The 16,261-nt window shown below is 64.6% G+C and carries 16 protein-coding genes and 1 tRNA gene; 11 read left to right on the top strand and 6 right to left on the bottom strand.

Going from position 1 to position 16,261, the window contains the following annotated elements:
• Window positions 1-379 precede the first annotated feature (379 nt).
• Window positions 380-1,972 (top strand): glucan biosynthesis protein G, encoded by a 1,593-nt coding sequence (locus QZY01_RS06405; protein ID WP_294534804.1) that lies wholly within the window; start codon window positions 380-382, stop codon window positions 1,970-1,972.
• A 15-nt stretch (window positions 1,973-1,987) separates the two neighbouring features.
• Here the strand turns inward: QZY01_RS06405 and cdd are convergent, their stop codons facing one another.
• Together cdd and QZY01_RS06415 are read right to left on the bottom strand one after the other, a co-directional pair.
• The gene (cdd, locus tag QZY01_RS06410) at window positions 1,988-2,386 is read right to left on the bottom strand and encodes a cytidine deaminase (protein WP_294534806.1); all 399 of its coding nucleotides are present in this window, start codon (window positions 2,384-2,386) and stop codon (window positions 1,988-1,990) included.
• Between the two features lie 16 nt (window positions 2,387-2,402).
• Window positions 2,403-3,218, bottom strand: a complete 816-nt coding sequence (locus QZY01_RS06415; protein ID WP_294534809.1) for a hypothetical protein — start codon at window positions 3,216-3,218, stop codon at window positions 2,403-2,405.
• Window positions 3,219-3,512: 294 nt separating this feature from the next.
• On the opposite strand from QZY01_RS06415, the gene QZY01_RS06420 reads away from it, so the two are divergent.
• The 4 genes from QZY01_RS06420 to QZY01_RS06435 all read left to right on the top strand — a co-directional run bounded on the left by QZY01_RS06420 (window position 3,513) and on the right by QZY01_RS06435 (window position 8,044).
• A complete protein-coding gene (locus QZY01_RS06420; protein ID WP_294534810.1) occupies window positions 3,513-4,619 on the top strand; it encodes an NADH:flavin oxidoreductase/NADH oxidase in 1,107 nt (368 codons plus the stop codon).
• A gap of 231 nt (window positions 4,620-4,850) precedes the next feature.
• Entirely contained in the window at window positions 4,851-7,061 is a 2,211-nt protein-coding gene (gene katG, locus QZY01_RS06425) for a catalase/peroxidase HPI (protein ID WP_294534813.1), read from the top strand.
• 34 nt (window positions 7,062-7,095) lie between these two features.
• Window positions 7,096-7,503: a DUF1636 domain-containing protein gene (locus QZY01_RS06430; RefSeq protein WP_294534815.1), complete on the top strand. Its 408-nt coding sequence runs from the start codon at window positions 7,096-7,098 to the stop codon at window positions 7,501-7,503.
• 208 nt (window positions 7,504-7,711) lie between these two features.
• On the top strand, window positions 7,712-8,044 hold the full coding sequence (locus tag QZY01_RS06435; protein WP_342394880.1) for a YidB family protein: 333 nt from the start codon (window positions 7,712-7,714) through the stop codon (window positions 8,042-8,044).
• Window positions 8,045-8,277: 233 nt separating this feature from the next.
• Here the strand turns inward: QZY01_RS06435 and QZY01_RS06440 are convergent, their stop codons facing one another.
• Both QZY01_RS06440 and QZY01_RS06445 read right to left on the bottom strand, forming a co-directional pair.
• Window positions 8,278-9,579: an alpha/beta fold hydrolase gene (locus QZY01_RS06440; protein ID WP_294534820.1), complete on the bottom strand. Its 1,302-nt coding sequence runs from the start codon at window positions 9,577-9,579 to the stop codon at window positions 8,278-8,280.
• Between the two features lie 283 nt (window positions 9,580-9,862).
• Window positions 9,863-9,938 (bottom strand) — tRNA-Ala (locus QZY01_RS06445).
• 154 nt (window positions 9,939-10,092) lie between these two features.
• On the opposite strand from QZY01_RS06445, the gene QZY01_RS06450 reads away from it, so the two are divergent.
• The 3 genes from QZY01_RS06450 (at window position 10,093) to QZY01_RS06460 (ending at window position 11,863) form a co-directional block, all read left to right on the top strand.
• A complete protein-coding gene (locus tag QZY01_RS06450; RefSeq protein ID WP_294534823.1) occupies window positions 10,093-10,410 on the top strand; it encodes a YggT family protein in 318 nt (105 codons plus the stop codon).
• 4 nt (window positions 10,411-10,414) lie between these two features.
• Window positions 10,415-10,744, top strand: a complete 330-nt coding sequence (locus QZY01_RS06455) for a DUF167 family protein (protein WP_294534825.1) — start codon at window positions 10,415-10,417, stop codon at window positions 10,742-10,744.
• Between the two features lie 69 nt (window positions 10,745-10,813).
• Window positions 10,814-11,863, top strand: a complete 1,050-nt coding sequence (locus QZY01_RS06460) for a MaoC family dehydratase (RefSeq protein ID WP_294534828.1) — start codon at window positions 10,814-10,816, stop codon at window positions 11,861-11,863.
• A 69-nt stretch (window positions 11,864-11,932) separates the two neighbouring features.
• Here QZY01_RS06460 and QZY01_RS06465 read toward each other — a convergent pair whose 3' ends face one another.
• Window positions 11,933-12,130 (bottom strand): hypothetical protein, encoded by a 198-nt coding sequence (locus tag QZY01_RS06465; RefSeq protein ID WP_294534831.1) that lies wholly within the window; start codon window positions 12,128-12,130, stop codon window positions 11,933-11,935.
• 277 nt (window positions 12,131-12,407) lie between these two features.
• A complete protein-coding gene (locus tag QZY01_RS06470) occupies window positions 12,408-13,319 on the bottom strand; it encodes a phospholipase (protein ID WP_294534832.1) in 912 nt (303 codons plus the stop codon).
• A 243-nt stretch (window positions 13,320-13,562) separates the two neighbouring features.
• On the opposite strand from QZY01_RS06470, the gene sdhC reads away from it, so the two are divergent.
• The 3 genes from sdhC to sdhA form a co-directional block, all read left to right on the top strand.
• Window positions 13,563-13,976 carry a succinate dehydrogenase, cytochrome b556 subunit gene (sdhC, locus tag QZY01_RS06475; protein WP_294534835.1) on the top strand — a complete coding sequence of 138 codons (414 nt, stop codon included), beginning with the start codon at window positions 13,563-13,565 and terminating at the stop codon, window positions 13,974-13,976.
• A gap of 11 nt (window positions 13,977-13,987) precedes the next feature.
• Complete coding sequence (gene sdhD, locus QZY01_RS06480; RefSeq protein WP_294534837.1) at window positions 13,988-14,377, top strand: succinate dehydrogenase, hydrophobic membrane anchor protein; 390 nt, start codon at window positions 13,988-13,990, stop codon at window positions 14,375-14,377.
• A 77-nt stretch (window positions 14,378-14,454) separates the two neighbouring features.
• Window positions 14,455-16,261: succinate dehydrogenase flavoprotein subunit (gene sdhA, locus QZY01_RS06485; protein WP_294534840.1), on the top strand; the 1,807-nt coding region annotated here is incomplete at its 3' end.

Below are 16,261 nucleotides of genomic sequence, written 5' to 3' on the forward strand. Positions count from 1 at the left end.
CGACAGAGACGAAAAAGCCCGGTCCGTCGTTGCTTTAAGTCGCGATCCTCCGTGCAGACGGAGTTCGCCGGTTCGCCTCCGGCTGCCGGTTTGTTTTTCAGGCGGTTCACCGGCCTCTTGTCCGGATTCCCGCCAACCGACACACGACCACAGGCACGTGCGATTTGGGCAAGTCTTAAATAGTGCTTCGCTTCCCGAACGCAACAAAAAAAATGCGCCCTCCAAGTTTTTCCTCGGCCTGAGGCTTTCATGCAACAGCGCCGCCTTCCGCCGGTCGGGACGGCGCGAAACGGCGCCTTGCGGAGGCCGCAAAACGAAGCTAGTTGCTGGAGCAGCGCCGGGATCGCGGCGCGTCGCGCCTGCCCGAGTGAACCCGCCCATGCCCCAGTTCGACCGCAGATCCCTGCTCAACGCTTTGGCCCTCTCCGGCGCCGCCACGCTCGCTCCGCGCGCCCTCGCGCAAAATCCGGCGAAAGAGACCCCGGCCAGCGCCAATGCCGGGCCGCCGCCGGCGCCGCGTTTCGGCTTCAACGACGTGGTCAAGCGGGCGCGCGACCTCGCCAACGCGCCTTTCGACGCCCTGCCGCCGAAACTGCCGGAAGCCTTGACCAAACTCGATTTCGACTCCTACCGCGACATTCGCTTCAGGTCGGAAAAATCGCCGCTTGGCGCGGGCAGCGGTCCGTTCCGGCTGCAGGCCTTCCATCCAGGCTTCATCTACAAGCACACCGTGGTGGTCAACACGATCCGCGACGGCATTTCGACGCCATTGCCCTATTCTTCCACTCTGTTCGATACCGGTCGCAACAAATTCGACAAGAATCTTCCGGTCAATCTGGGCTTCGCCGGTTTCCGCCTGCATTATCCGCTCAATTCGCCGCACGGCCAGGAAGAGGTCGTCTCCTTCCTCGGCGCCAGCTATTTCCGTTTTCTGGGACGCGGCCAGAGCTACGGTCTGTCCGCACGGGGACTGGCGGTGTCCACCGGCGGCGACGACGAGGAATTTCCGTTTTTTCGCGAATTCTGGATCGAGACCTCGGAACAGCATCCGGAAAAGGCGACGATCTTTGCGCTGCTCGACGGCTCCTCGGTCACCGGCGCCTATCGCTTCGAGCTTTTCCCCAATGTCGAAAGCGTGATGGAGGTTCAGGCGACCATCTTCCCGCGCCGTTCGGGCGTCAAGTTCGGCCTCGCGCCGCTGACCTCGATGTTTTTTTTCGGCGAGGACCACGGCAAATATTACGACGATTTCCGTCCCGAACTGCACGATTCCGACGGGTTGCTGATGCATACCGGCGCCGGCGAATGGATCTGGCGTCCGCTGCGCGCGCCGCGCATCGTCACCATGACGACCTTTTCGGACAATAACATCAGAGGCTTCGGGCTCGTCCAGCGCGAGCGCAATTTCGAACATTATCAGGACATCGATCTGAGCTACGAGACGCGGCCGACCTATTTCGTCGAGCCGCACGGCGACTGGGGCGAAGGCCGCATCGAACTGCTCGAACTGGCGACCAAGGACGAGACGGCGGATAATATCGTCGCCTACTGGACGCCGCAGAACCCGCCGGAACCCGGCAAGGCGTTCACCTATTCCTATCGCATCCGCGCCCTGCTCGACGCAGCCGACCTGTCGCCGAACGGACGCGTCAAGAACACCTGGAAGACCAGCCCCAAGGCGCTCGGTTCGCCGGAACCGGTCAATGTCGGCGAACGCCGCTTCATCGTCGATTTTGCGGGCGGCGACCTCGGTTTCTACCGGCGCGACCCTGGTCTCGTCGAGATTTCCGCGACGACGTCGAAGGGCAAGATCACGCGCACCATTCTCCAGGCCAATCCGCATATCGACGGCATCCGCGCGATGATCGACGTTCAGGTCGAACCCGGCCAGACCACCGACATCCGCGCCTTCCTTCATGCCGGCCCGCACGCCCTGACCGAAACCTGGCTCATGCCCTGGATCGCCGAATAGCGCTCAAGAACACAGTTAAGCCAGCGACTGCGGCCCGAAAGCATGCGGCAGCATTTCGCCGAAAGCGAAGGTCGAGACGCCGCCCGCCTCCTCGGCGAGATGAACGAGGGTTTTATCCCCGGCAAATTCGGCGATGCGCTGCCGGCAGGCGCCGCAAGGGGCGATTTTTTGCGCTCCCGGACCGAGCACGAGAATTTCGGCGATCGCCCTTTCTCCGGCGGCGATCATCGCCGAAATCGCCGAGGTTTCGGCGCAGACGCCGAGCGGATAGGCCGCGTTCTCGACATTGCAGCCGGAGAACGCCGCGCCGCCCGGCGTGCGCAGCGCGGCGCCGACCGGAAAGCGTGAATAGGGCGCATAGGCCCGCCCCCGCGCCGCCAGCGCCAAAGCGAAAAGATCGTCGATGGCGGTCATTCGTTCCTCTTGGCTGTTAAAACCGCCGCCACAGGGCGACGAGGACGCCATTCTCGCGATAGGCGTTCTGTCCGGCAAGGGTTGTATAGGCGCCCGCCTGCGCCCGCCAGTCGCCGTCGAGACTATAGACCAGGCTCAATTGCAGCTTGGACTGCGCCCATTGCGGATAATCCGGGTTTGTGGAGGTCGCCGAGAGGATATTGAAACTCTGCGCCAGCAACAACAAGCGCGGGGTCGCGTAAAGGCCGAAAGTCAGATCAAAACGCCCCTGATTGGGCGCCGGCCCGGCGCAGAGTCGCACCCCGGCCTGAAGATCGACAAAACCAGGCAGCGCGCCGACGCCGAGATTTTTCCCCAGCAACAGGCGAAAATCATATTCGGGCTGACGCGTTCCGGCGAGCCAGCTGTTGGTCGCGCCGCCGCTGGCGGGCGCCCGCACGGAGGCCTGAACGGCGAGCGCGGTCGAATCATCGCGCCACAACCGCGCCTGCGCGCCGATCTCGCTGTCGCCCAGACCGTTGAAACGCTGGTTGTCCGGCGGGCCGAGCGTCGAGCTTTGCAACGAGGGCTTGAGCAGCGCCGCCAGCCAGTCGGTCACGCCGTAAGCGACGAAAACCTGGGCCTGAAGGCTGCGATAGAGCGGCGTCGGGGTGAAGCGCCCGGCCTGGTCGAAACTGGTGTTGGCCTGATCGAAAACCGTGGTGACGATGATTTCGCCATGCCCGCCTTCGGGATTCCATGCGCCGCCAAACGCAGGCGCAAAAAGCCCGGCCCCGAGCAGGAGACCCGCCAGACCGCCAATCCCCCCCGGGCGAAGTCCCTTTCGCCGCATTGCGCAGCCCAGACTTTTTCTTGGAAGTTACGCAACGGGAAGGTTTCGCCCCTTCCCCCGCCGGCAAAAAGTCCAAATCGAACATTTGCCTGCTATTTGCGCACATATTCCGGCTTTTTTGGCGACCTGGTAGTTATAAGAGCACAGACAGCGGCCTGTTATTGACGACCCCTCGCGCGCCGGCCCCGCCGTTTCACGCTCGCCGGATCGACTTCCCTGCGGCGGAACGGCGAAGGTTCTTTTGCGCGCGACATGGCTTATGCTGGCGATCCCGCAACCCTCCGGACCCTCGCCATGACGGCATCCAGACTTTTCTCCCCTTTCGAGGTCGGCGGCCTCAAACTCGAAAACCGCATCGTCATCGCGCCGATGTGCCAATATTCGGCGCTGGACGGCGCCATGACCGACTGGCATCTGATCCATCTCGGACAGCTCGCGCTTTCCGGCGCGGGTCTCTTGACCATCGAGGCGACCGCCGTTTTGCCCGAAGGGCGCATCACCTATGGCGATGTCGGGCTTTATTCGGACGATTGCGAAGCCGCCATGGCGCGGGTGCTGGACGGCGTCCGGCGCTGGTCGCCGATTCCGGTCGCCATCCAGCTCGCCCATGCCGGGCGCAAGGCCTCCACCGATCTTCCCTGGCAAGGCGGCGCCCAGATCGCCCCAGCTTCGCCGCGCGGCTGGCAGACCGTCGCCCCGTCCGCCATCGCCATGGCGCCCGGCGAGAACAGCCCCCTGGCGCTGAGCCGCGCGGAGATGATCCGCATCCGCGAGGCTTTCGCCGATGCGGCGCGGCGCGCGGCGCGGCTCGGCATTGACGCGGCGCAGGTGCACGGCGCCCATGGCTATCTGATCCATCAATTCCTGTCGCCTTTGTCCAACCGGCGCGACGACGAATTTGGCGGATCGCTGGAAAACCGCATGCGCTTTCCGCTCGAAATCTTCGATGCGGTGCGCGCGGCCTTTCCCCCCGAGCGGCCGGTGACGATGCGCGTCTCCGGAACCGACTGGCTCGACGGCGGCTGGACCATCGAGGAAACCATCGCTTTCGCGCGGGCGCTGGAGCGGCGCGGCTGCGCCGCCATCCATGTTTCGAGCGGCGGACTTGCGCCGGCGAAAATTCCGCTCGGCCCCGATTATCAGGTTCCGCTGGCGCGCGCGGTCAAGCAGGCGGTAGCCCTGCCCGTCGTGGCGGTCGGGCTCATCACCGAATTCGACCAGGCCGAGGCCATCCTCGCCTCGGGCGACGCCGACCTGGTCGCACTGGCGCGCGCCATGCTCTATAACCCGCGCTGGCCCTGGCATGCGGCGGCGCATTTCGGCGCCCATGTCCGGGCGCCCGACCAATATCTGCGCTCGCAGCCGAACCATCTCAAACACCTGTTCGACCGGAGCGGTTGAGACGAATGCCGCCGACCGAAACTCTCCCGGTCCGCGATCCCGCAAGCGTTTTCGTGCGGGATCAACTTCGCGGGCCGGGCGTTATTCAGCCAGCTAGAGTGCTTTCCAGCGAAATGGATGCCGGTTCGCGTTAAGAAAGCACGTCAAAACAAAGAACTGGAACCCATATCCATTCAATTGGATCGGAACAGGCTCTAGCGTTCGATCCACTTCAAGCCGACAGGAAAAAACATGACAAGCGAAAGCAAGTGCCCGGTGATGCACGGCGGTCGGGAGCCCATGGCGGCGCGGGGCAGGACCAACCAGGAATGGTGGCCGAACCAGCTGGATCTGAAGCGCCTCAACCGCCATTCGCCGCTGTCCGATCCCATGGGCGCGGCGTTCGATTACGCCGCTGCCTTCGACAGCCTCGATCTCGATGCCGTGGTCAAGGACCTCCATGCGCTGATGACGGATTCGCAGGTCTGGTGGCCGGCGGATTTTGGCCATTACGGGCCCCTTTTCGTCCGCATGGCCTGGCACAGCGCCGGCACCTACCGCATCGGCGACGGGCGCGGCGGCGCCGGTTCGGGCGCGCAGCGCTTGGCGCCGCTCAACAGCTGGCCGGACAATGTCAACCTCGACAAGGCGCGCCGGTTGCTCTGGCCGATCAAGCAGAAATACGGCCGGAAAATCTCCTGGGCCGACCTGATGATTCTCGCCGGCAATGTCGCCCTCGATTCAATGGGGTTCAAGACCTTCGGCTTTGGCGGCGGGCGCGTCGACGTCTTCGAGCCGGAAGACGATATTTACTGGGGTTCCGAGGACAAGTGGCTGGGCGACGAGCGCTACAGCGGCGACCGCGAACTCGAAAATCCGCTCGCCGCCGTCCAGATGGGACTGATCTACGTCAATCCCGAAGGGCCGAACGGCGTTCCGGACCCGCTCGCGGCGGCGAAGGACATTCGCGAAACCTTCGCCCGAATGGCGATGGACGACGAGGAGACGGTGGCGCTGATCGCCGGCGGTCACACATTCGGCAAGACCCACGGCGCTGGCGATGTCGCGCTGGTCGGCCCGGAGCCGGAAGCCGCCCCGATCGAACAGCAGGGCCTCGGCTGGAAGAGCGCATTCGGCTCGGGCAAGGGGGACGATGCGATCAGCAGCGGCATCGAGGTCATCTGGACCAGGACGCCGACCCAATGGAGCCATGATTATTTCGAGAACCTGTTCGCCTTCGACTGGGAACTGACCAAGAGCCCGGCCGGCGCCCATCAATGGACGCCCAAGGAAGGCGCCGGCGCCGGCACGGTCCCGGATGCGTTCGATCCGTCGAAGCATCACGCGCCGTCGATGCTGACCACCGACCTTTCGCTGAGGATCGACTCGGAATACGAGAAGATTTCGCGGCGTTTTCTTGAAAACCCCGACCAATTCGCCGACGCCTTCGCCCGGGCCTGGTTCAAGCTGACGCATCGCGACATGGGCCCGCTCGCGCGCTATCGCGGAGCGCTCGTCCCGAAAGAGCCGCAGATCTGGCAGGACCCGGTTCCCGCCCCGGACCGCCAGCAAGTCGGCGAACAGGACATCGCCGATCTCAAGGCGAAAATCCTCGCCTCCGGCCTGTCGATCTCGCAGCTCGTGACCACGGCCTGGGCCTCGGCTTCGACCTTTCGCGGCTCCGACAAGCGCGGCGGGGCCAATGGCGCCCGCATCCGGCTGGCGCCGCAGAAGGATTGGGAGGTCAACCAGCCGGCGCATCTGGCGAAGGTCCTGCGGACGCTGGAAACCATCCAGCAGGCGTTCAACGGCGCGGGCTCCGGCGGGGCTCAGGTGTCGCTGGCCGACCTGATCGTGCTGGGCGGCGTCGCGGCGGTCGAGGAGGCGGCGAAAAAGGCTGGCAACGCTATCGAGGTCGCCTTCTCGCCCGGGCGCACGGATGCGTTGCAGGAGCAGACCGACGCGCGTTCCTTCGACGTGCTGGAGCCGAAGGCGGACGGTTTCCGCAACTACCTCGCCGCAGGGCTGGAAGAATCGGCGGCGGAACTGCTGGTGGACCGGGCCAGTCTGTTGACCCTGACGGCGCCGGAAATGACGGTTCTGCTCGGCGGCCTGCGCGTCCTCGGCGCCAATTTCGCGGGATCGAGCCATGGCCTGTTCACCGGGCGGCCGGAGACGCTGACCAACGACTTCTTTGTCCATCTGCTCGACATGGGCGTCGTCTGGCAGAAATCCGCCAAAACGGAAGGGGTCTATGAGGGACGCGACCGGGCGACGGGCGCGCTCAAATGGACGGCGAGCGCCGTCGATCTGCTGTTTGGCGCCCATTCGCAGCTGCGGGCGCTCGCGGAAGTCATTGCCGCCGACGACGCCCAACCGGCCTTTGTCGAGGCTTTCGCGGCGGCCTGGGCCAAGGTCATGAATCTCGACCGTTTCGACCTCGCCCGGTCCCCCGGCGCGTAAAATAGCCACCGGGTCAGGGAGGACAAAGGGCGTCATGCCGCCAGCGACAATGGTACGGCCCCTGCGGATCGATGTCTGCGTGACCTGTCGCGCCGGCCAGCCCGCGCGCGAGGACGGGACCAGTCCCGGACAGGACCTTTACGACGCCCTCGCGGCGCAGGCCGCGCGGGATCGCGCGTCAGGCTGGATCGACCTGCGCGCGGTCGCCTGTCTGGCCTCCTGCGCGCGCGGCTGCGCCATGGTGGTCTCGCAACCGGGCAAGTGGAGCTACCTGCTGGGCGGTCTCGGCGCGGAACTGGCCGCCGACCTCGTCGCCTACGCCGGCGCCTATCGTTCCTCGAAGACAGGCGTGCTGATGCCGTCGAAACGTCCGGCCTCGCTGGCGGAGGCCGTGCTCGCCCGCATCCCTTCCTTCACACCGTCGGAGGACGCCGCCGAATGAGGCGTGGCCTCGACAGGACGCGCGATATTCAGCCGCCGCCACAGTTCGGGATCCGGTGGTTTGGCATTGCTCCGGTTTTGCCTGACGACCGCAATGGCTTGGCCCCCGGACGAATGCCCGCTTGAAAATATCTGCGGATCGGATATAGCGCGTTGTTTATTGAGCTTTATAACGCTCAAGCGTCGAATTTCTGCGGGAGGATTAGCATATGGGGTGGCTGAAAGGAATTTTGGGCGGCGTCATCGGCGCCCAGGCTTTTGCCCTGGTGAAGGACTACTTTGACAAGCACGGGGGCATTGACGGAGTGGTCGCGGAACTCGAAAAGACCGGCTACGGCCAGCAGGTCAAATCGTGGGTTGGCACGGGCGCGAACCTGCCCATCAGCGCCGAAGACATCAAACAGGCGCTCGGCTCCGAGAAGCTGAAGAGCCTCGCGGAGTCAACCGGAATTCCGCTCGACAAGGCCGCCGAATATCTGGCCCAGCATCTGCCCACAGCTATCGACAAGGCGACGCCGGACGGCCATTTGCCGAAAGCCTGATCTCGTTTGCATCGTTTTAGACAGATACGCCCCCGTCCGATCGGTTTGACAACAAACCGGTCGATCGGCGGGGGCCGTTAGAGGACGGGCGCCTGCGCCATTGTCGGGCGCAATGCATTGCGCCGCCTTTGGCGACGGCGCCCAAACCGCCGCCTTCTCCGTTTCACGCCCGACCGGCCCTGCAAGGCCGCAAGCGAGACGGCGGCCCCAGGGCGAACAGGGGCAGCATTGTTTCAGTTGGCCGGACAGCCATTCGCCGCCGGTTTCCCGGCGAATCGATCCTTTACCCAAGGCAGGAACAAGGGAGCCGCCGCGCCGGGCGTCGAGAAATGCGTCTGCTCGCCGGGAAGCTGCACCCGCTCCACATTGCCGCCCAGCTTGCACATCTGTTCCTGATAAAGCTTGCCCATCACGGGCGGGACCACGGTGTCCTTCGTTCCCCAGTAGATCACGACGGGCGCCACCGGCTTCACCGGAGCGACGCTGCCCCGGACCAGAGCGCGAATCCAGGCTTCAGCGTTCCTGACCGCCGGATTGAGCAGGCTCCTGAATTGCGCGCCATATGCATAGTTGAGGGTGTCGGCCCCCGCATGCATGCATTTGTTCGAGAACACGCGGTCCAAAGCCCTGACGCCCTCATCGGTGAAAACATCGTTCAAGTCGAGTTCGGGAAAGGCGGCCCGGGTTCCCCAGATGGCCATGGCGAAATGGGTGAAATTGAATATATTGTCGGAAAAACCCGCCGCCAGTCCGCCCATCGCCTTGTCCGCCGCCGACGGATCCAGGGCCTTGCCGGCGGCCATGCCGGCGAGGTCGAAAGGCGCGAGACCGACAAATCCCACTACTTCGACGGGTTCCGACGCCGGACCCGCCTTTGCGATATAGTCGGGCAGGCTCGCGGCGGCCAGAGTCGCGCCGCCGCCCTGCGACCAGCCATAGACAATCGCCTTGCCGCCGGCGCCGGCGGCTTTCATCGAACGGACGGCGCGGATGGAGTCGATGACGTCGCGCGCCTGAGTCGCGGCGACGGCATATTGATGCCGCCCGCCGCCGCCGAGTCCCTGATAGTCGGTTCCGACGACCACATAGCCTTCGTCGATCAAGGCGCGCAGACCCGGCAAGCCGTAATCGGTCCAGGAATCGCCATCCATCAGGAAATATTCGTTGAGGTCCTGGGCCGGATTGGTCACCTGCGACGGCCCGCAATTCTGCGCGGAGCCGGTGGTGCCATGGGCCCAGGCCATGATGGGACGACCGCCGGCGGGCGGCGCCCCCGCCGGCGCCACGACGAGGCCGGTGGAGAGGGTCTTGCGCCCAGCGACATCGGAGGAGACATAGGCGATCCGCCAGGCCCGCGCCCCCGCGACCGGCGTCGCGATCTCCGCCTCGCTGACGATTTGTCCCAACTCCCCGTCCGGCTTGATCTTTGCGGCGTTTTCATAAAAGGCCGGTATCGACGGCGCCGCCCGAAGGGGACCGCCCGCCAGTCCGAACGAAACACCGGCCGCCATGGCCAGGAGCGCGCTTTTTTTCATGACTCCGCCCTCGTTGTTCTTGCTTGTCGCAGGATCGAACCGCAGCGGCGATATCGCCCCGGTTCTGGCGCGCCGGCGCGCACCCGATGAGCAGCGCGCAGCGCTCCAAATAACCTCCCCCTGGGCAAGCCTGTCAACCGCAGCAAAGCCGTTGTGGACTAAAAAGCTTAAGAAAAAACAATAACTAAAAGGGAGTTCGCCGGGCGAACGGCGGCCATGACCCTATGGCGTCGAAGGGTCACGACCGCGTCGGCTTTGCTCAATTCAAAATTTTCGCTGGAATTGGTGGAGCTGAGGGGAATCGAACCCCTGACCTCTGCAGTGCGATTGCAGCGCTCTCCCATCTGAGCTACAGCCCCGTTCCGGAGCGGGTGTTTAGGGCGCGGGGGCTTTGCTGTCAATTGCGTTGAGCGAAACGGTCGCGGAAAACACGCCGAAAGCGTGCGGAAAACTTGTCTGCAAGGCCGCGACGGCTTAAACATCGCGCCATCCGCTCTCTCTCCCGGAGTCGCCATGTCCGCCGCAGCCTTCCTTCTCCCCTTGTTCCGGGTGATCAACATGGCCATCGACCTCTACTGGTGGGTCATCATCGTCATGGCCCTGATGTCCTGGCTGCTGGCGTTCGACGTCATCAACATGCGCAACGATCTCGTCCGCTCGGTCTGGAACGGCGTCAACGCCCTGACCGAACCGGCGCTGCGGCCGATCCGCCGCTTCATTCCACCGATCGGCGGAATGGATATTTCGCCGATCATCCTTTTGCTGCTGCTGTCCTTCATCCAGATGGAATTGGTCGAGGTGATGCGCCGGCTGATGATGGCCTCGATCTGACGCCATGACCGCCGGCAGGCCATGGACGGCACGCGAAAACGGCGTCTTCCTGCAGGTGCGGCTGACCCCGAAATCCGCGCGCGAAGCATTGGCGGGAGTTGAAATTCTCGCCGACGGCGCCTGCGTGCTGAAAGCGCGGGTGCGGGCGGCTCCGGAGGATGGCAAGGCCAATGACGCTTTGGTCGCGCTGGCCGCCAAAGCCCTGAAAATGCCGGCCTCCCGCATAAGAATCGCGTCGGGCGCGACCTCGCGACGCAAGAGCCTCGTTCTCGACGGCGACCCTGCGGAAATTTTCGCGCGGCTGGAGACTCTTGTCGCGGGACAAAAGCCTTAACCGCCTTGCCAGACCCCGCCCCCATGGCCTAAGCACGAGGCCATTCATGAGCCAATCCGGGGTCCGTCGATGAGCAAGACCAGCAAGGGCAATTTTTTCGAGGATTTCAAGCTTGGCCAGGTGATCGTCCATCCGACGCCGCGCACCGTGACGGTCGGCGACGTCGCGCTCCACACCGCGCTTTATGGTTCTCGTTTCGCCGTGCAATCCTCCGACGCCTTCGCCCAGTCGATCGGCTATCCCCGCAGCCCGATCGACGACCTGCTGGTTTTCCATATCGTTTTCGGCAAGACCGTGGCCGACGTCTCGCTCAATGCGGTGGCCAATCTCGGCTATGCCGACTGCCGGTTTCTCGCCCCGGTCTATCCCGGCGACACATTGTCTGCGACGTCGGAAGTCATCGGCCTCAAGGAAAATTCCAACGGCCAGACCGGCGTGGTCTATGTCCGCTCGCGCGGCGTCAACCAGCGCGGCGCGGTAGTGCTCGAGTTTGTGCGCTGGGTGATGGTGCGCAAGCGCGACGAAAAATCGCCGGCGCCGGCGGAGGTCGTGCCGAAACTGCCGCGCGCGCTCGCCCCCGACCAGCTCGGCGACGCCTGCCCGATCATCGACGCGCGCAAATATGACGTCGCTCTGTCTGGTTCGCCGCATCGCTGGGGCGATTACCTTCCGGGCGAGCGCATCGACCACGTCGATGGCATGACGGTGGAGGAGGCCGAGCACATGATCGCCACCCGCCTCTACCAGAACACGGCAAAGGTCCATTTCAACCAGTTTACCGAGGGTCAGGGCCGTTTCGGCCGCCGCCTGATCTATGGCGGCCATGTCATCTCGCTGGCCCGCGCGCTGAGCTTCAACGGTCTCGGCAACGCCTTCCACATCGCCGCGATCAACGGCGGACGCCATGTAAGCCCGCTGTTCGCCGGATTGACGGTGTTCGCCTGGACGGAAGTGCTGGAGCGCGCCGAAATCCATGGCCGCAGCGATGTCGGGGCGCTGCGCCTGCGCACCATCGCGACCAAGGACGCGCCGACGGCGGGCCATCCGTTCAAACAGGGCGAGGGCTACGATCCCTCCGTCATTCTCGAACTCGATTATTGGGCGCTGGCGCCGCGCTGATGTTTTCGCGGCGGACACGAAAAACCCCCGCGGGCAAAAACGCCGGCAGGGGCTTTTCGGTCCAAAGGCTCAGCCGCTGGTGAGCAGCAGCACCACCACCAGCATCAGCACCGTAGCGGCGATCGCCACCGCGCCGACGCCCGCCAGTCCCCAGAAGAATCCGGCCGCGACCGTCACCACAACGGTGAGCAGGACAGCGACGATAAAGAAGCGCAAGGCGCCGGCTTCGGTTTTCGCCTGATCGGCTGCATCGGGGTTGCTGCTCATTTGATCCTCAATTTTGGACGGTATCGCCGTCACAATCCACTCGCCGCTCTGCCTGTCCGAAGGGAAAAGGCCTCGGTCGAGCTACCCATGCGAGAACCGCGCGCATCGCGCCGGGTCGCCGGCGACAATACTGAGCCGCCGGCGGCGAAAACGAAACCCGCAAGTTCGTCTCCTGCCGACAAAAATGGCTCGCAAAAGACCAAACCGGCCTAAAACAAAAGCGCCCGGCAGGCAATCGCCAATCCGGAGGAGACCGCTTCGCGCCGTCAGCAGCCTGCTACGCGCCGTTGCGCCGCAGAAACTCCCAGACCGCGCGGCTGGCGTCGAAATCGTTGTTTTCGCCGCCAATCGGCTCCAGCTGCGGATCGGGCCGGTGGCCCGGAATGCGATGACCGCCGCCATCGATGCGGATCAGCTCCACCGGCGCCTTGCAGCCGGAATAGGACAGAATATAGGCTCTCGAATGGTCGCGCTTGTCGCGATCGGCGATGGCCCGTTCGTCACGCCGCGCGCCGCAGCCGTTGATCCGGGCGAAAATCGCCAAAGCGGCTTCCGCTGGCAGGCTGTTGAAAACCCCGTCGGTAAAGGTCGTCCTGCCGCCCGCGTAAGGGACGAGCGGGTCCGACTGGCCGCTGATCGCCATATAGGCGAGCGGCGGAGGCGCGCAATTGGCGAGATCCTCCGGCATCGCGGCGATCAGCGTCGCAAGGCCCGCCACGGGCCGCCCGAGGCCGGCGCAGGCGGCGCGATAGGCGAAAGCGCCGCCCGAAGAGAGGCCGACGATGAAAATCCGGCGCGGGTCGATGGCGCCCTGGCTGGCGAAATGTTCGACCAGATCGCTCAGGAACTTGATGTCGCGGTCGGCTTCCGCTCCCGGCGCCGCAGGCCAGACGCCTTGAATCGCATCCGGGTAAAGGAAGATCGGCTTGCTCGACTGGGCGATTTCCTCCAACCCAAGTCTGCGCCGCACATAGGCGCCGACCCCGCCGCCGCGATGCAGCACGATGACCAGCGGGCGCCGTCCGAGCTTCAGGCGGTCGCGTTGCACGACCACGGCGGTTCGCGAAATCCCTCCAGATTCGATGGTGAGACGCGCCGCTGCCGAGGCCGGCGCCAGGGGGCAGAAAAAGCCGGCGGCAAGCGCCAGCAGGCCGGCCATCGCGGCCCCGGGATAGGAAAGTCGTTTCACCTGAGCATTCTCCAGCGGCGTCAGGTTTCGCCTTTTTGCGTTGCGAAAGCAAGGCGTGGGGCGAAATCCGCTAAGGATTTTCGTGCAATCGGCCTCTTGACCGAAGGGTTGATGCACTCTCCATTGCACTGCAACCAGGATTGGATTAGTGAGGGTTCCAAAGCAATAAGGCGGCGGCGCCGAACGGCGTTCCGCCCGACCAGATGCGCCGAACCGATGCGCCGAACAGGAAGGGTGAATTCCATGGCCGAGGCCGATCCCAGCCAGATTCCGCTGGAGCAGCGCCGCCCGCTGTCGCCGCATGTGCAGATCTATCAATGGTCGCCGACCATGGCGGTCTCGATCGCCCATCGCCTGACTGGCATCGCGCTTTATGTCGGCACGCTGGGCCTCGCCGCCTATCTGCTGGCCGCCGCCGGCAACGCCCGTTCGTTTCAGACGGCCTCTGCCTTGCTTGGCTCGTTCATCGGCCAGTTGATCCTGTTCGGCTACACTTTCGCGCTGATGCTCCACGCGATGGGCGGCATTCGCCACATCATCTGGGACGCCGGCCATGGGTTCGACCCGGAGGCCCGCGACAAGCTCGCCTGGGGCTCGCTGGTCGGCGCGGGCGCGCTCACGGTCCTGATCTGGATCGCCGTCTTCATCCTGCGCTGAGGAAAAGAAAAATGTCCCAGCAAACCAAGCTGCAAACCCCTCGCGCGGCGGTCAATCGTCTCGGCTCGGCAAGATCCGGCACGCTGCACGCCTGGCGCCAGCGTCTGACCTCCTTCGCGCTGCTGCCACTGACCTTCGCCTTTGTCGCAATCCTGGTTTCGCTGGTGGGACGCGATTTCGAAAGCGCCCGCGCCCTGCTCGGCTCGCCCTGCCCCGCCATTTTGCTGATCCTGTTCATCGGCGCCGGCGCCTGGCACATGGCGCTTGGCATGCAGATGGTGATCGAGGATTACATCCCCGGCGAACACGCCAAGACGCTGGCGCTGATGACCAACGCGCTTTTCAGCGTCGCCGTCGGTCTCGCCGCCGTCTACGCCGTGCTGCGCCTGAGCTTCACCTGAACCTTCCCTGAAAAGCCGCGCTTGGTCATCCGGCCCGCGCCGCCCTACGTATTTCTCCTTGTTTGAGGGCACTTCCCATGGCAACCAGCGACGCCCCGGCCAGAGCGGCCATTGGCGGCAAGGCCTATCCGGTCACCGACCACACATTCGACGTGGTGGTCGTCGGAGCGGGCGGCGCGGGCTTGCGCGCCACGGTCGGCTGCTCCCAGGCCGGCCTGCGCACGGCCTGCATTTCCAAGGTCTTCCCGACCCGCTCGCATACCGTGGCGGCGCAGGGCGGCGTCGCCGCCTCGTTGGCGAACATGGGGCCGGACAACTGGAAATGGCACATGTACGACACCGTCAAGGGCTCCGACTGGCTCGGCGACCAGGACGCGATCGAATATTTGTGCCGCAACGCGCCCGCCGCCGTGTATGAGCTCGAACATTGGGGCGTGCCGTTTTCGCGCACCGTGGACGGCAAGATCTACCAGCGTCCCTTTGGCGGCATGACCACCGATTTCGGACGCGGCCCGCCCGCCCAGCGCACCTGCGCCGCCGCCGACCGCACCGGCCACGCCATGCTGCACACGCTCTATGGCCAGGCCCTCAAGAACTCGACCGAATTCTTCATCGAATATTTCGCCATCGACCTGATCATGGATTCCGAGGGCCGCTGCCGCGGCGTCGTCTGCCTGAAACTCGACGACGGAACCATCCACCGTTTTCGCGCCCAACTGGTGATTCTGGCCACCGGCGGCTATGGCCGCTCCTATTTCTCGGCCACCTCCGCCCATACCTGCACCGGCGACGGCGGCGGCATGGTTTTGCGGGCGGGACTTCCTTTGCAGGACATGGAGTTCGTGCAGTTCCATCCGACCGGCATTTACGGCGCGGGCTGCCTGATCACCGAGGGCGCGCGCGGCGAAGGCGGCTATCTGACCAATTCGTCCGGCGAGCGCTTCATGGAGCGCTATGCGCCTTCGGTGAAGGATCTGGCGCCGCGCGACATGGTCTCGCGCGCCATGACCATGGAAATCCGCGAAGGGCGCGGCGTCGGCAAGAACAAGGACCATATCTTCCTGCATCTCGACCATCTCGACCCGAAAATCCTGCATGAGCGGCTGCCCGGCATTTCGGAAAGCGCCAAGATTTTCGCCGGCGTCGATGTGACCCGCGAGCCGATCCCGGTGCTGCCGACCGTCCATTACAACATGGGCGGCATCCAGACGAACTATCACGGCGAAGTGCTGACCAAGAAGGACGGCGACCCCGACGTGGTCGTTCCCGGCCTGATGGCGCTCGGCGAGGCGGCCTGCGTCTCGGTCCATGGCGCCAATCGCCTCGGCTCCAATTCGCTGATCGATCTCGTGGTGTTCGGCCGCGCCGCCGGCCTGCGCGCCGCCGAAATCGTCAAGCCCGGCGCGAAACAGGACAATCTGCCGGAAAACTCCGCCGATCTCGCGCTGGCCCGTCTCGACCATTACCGCTACGCCAATGGCGGCACGCCGACCGCCGATTTGCGTCTGCGGATGCAGAAGGTGATGCAGAACAATTGCGCAGTCTATCGCACCGGCGAGGTGCTGGAAGAAGGCTCGAAGCTGATCCACGAAGTCTGGAAGGCGCGCGACGACGTACGCGTCACCGACCGCTCGCTGATCTGGAACACCGACCTGATCGAGACGCTGGAATTCGACAATCTGATCGTCCAGGCGGTGGTGACGATGGACGGCGCCAATAACCGCAAGGAATCGCGCGGCGCCCACGCCCGCGAGGATTTCTCGGACCGCGACGACGCCAACTGGATGAAACACACGTTGGCGACCATCGACGACGCCGCCAAGTCGGTGACGATCGATTACCGACCGGTGCATAATTACACCATGACCGACGAAGTCAGCTACA

Origin of the sequence: uncultured Rhodoblastus sp., assembly GCF_903903185.1 — a bacterium.
Taxonomy (GTDB): domain Bacteria; phylum Pseudomonadota; class Alphaproteobacteria; order Rhizobiales; family Beijerinckiaceae; genus Rhodoblastus.

Coding starts and splice junctions, on each gene's coding strand:
- QZY01_RS06405 (WP_294534804.1), top strand. CDS start 380: ATGCCCCAGTTCGACCGCAGATCCCTGCTCAACGCTTTGGCCCTCTCC.
- cdd (WP_294534806.1), bottom strand. CDS start 2,386: ATGACCGCCATCGACGATCTTTTCGCTTTGGCGCTGGCGGCGCGGGGG.
- QZY01_RS06415 (WP_294534809.1), bottom strand. CDS start 3,218: ATGCGGCGAAAGGGACTTCGCCCGGGGGGGATTGGCGGTCTGGCGGGT.
- QZY01_RS06420 (WP_294534810.1), top strand. CDS start 3,513: ATGACGGCATCCAGACTTTTCTCCCCTTTCGAGGTCGGCGGCCTCAAA.
- katG (WP_294534813.1), top strand. CDS start 4,851: ATGACAAGCGAAAGCAAGTGCCCGGTGATGCACGGCGGTCGGGAGCCC.
- QZY01_RS06430 (WP_294534815.1), top strand. CDS start 7,096: ATGCCGCCAGCGACAATGGTACGGCCCCTGCGGATCGATGTCTGCGTG.
- QZY01_RS06435 (WP_342394880.1), top strand. CDS start 7,712: ATGGGGTGGCTGAAAGGAATTTTGGGCGGCGTCATCGGCGCCCAGGCT.
- QZY01_RS06440 (WP_294534820.1), bottom strand. CDS start 9,579: ATGAAAAAAAGCGCGCTCCTGGCCATGGCGGCCGGTGTTTCGTTCGGA.
- QZY01_RS06450 (WP_294534823.1), top strand. CDS start 10,093: ATGTCCGCCGCAGCCTTCCTTCTCCCCTTGTTCCGGGTGATCAACATG.
- QZY01_RS06455 (WP_294534825.1), top strand. CDS start 10,415: ATGACCGCCGGCAGGCCATGGACGGCACGCGAAAACGGCGTCTTCCTG.
- QZY01_RS06460 (WP_294534828.1), top strand. CDS start 10,814: ATGAGCAAGACCAGCAAGGGCAATTTTTTCGAGGATTTCAAGCTTGGC.
- QZY01_RS06465 (WP_294534831.1), bottom strand. CDS start 12,130: ATGAGCAGCAACCCCGATGCAGCCGATCAGGCGAAAACCGAAGCCGGC.
- sdhC (WP_294534835.1), top strand. CDS start 13,563: ATGGCCGAGGCCGATCCCAGCCAGATTCCGCTGGAGCAGCGCCGCCCG.
- sdhD (WP_294534837.1), top strand. CDS start 13,988: ATGTCCCAGCAAACCAAGCTGCAAACCCCTCGCGCGGCGGTCAATCGT.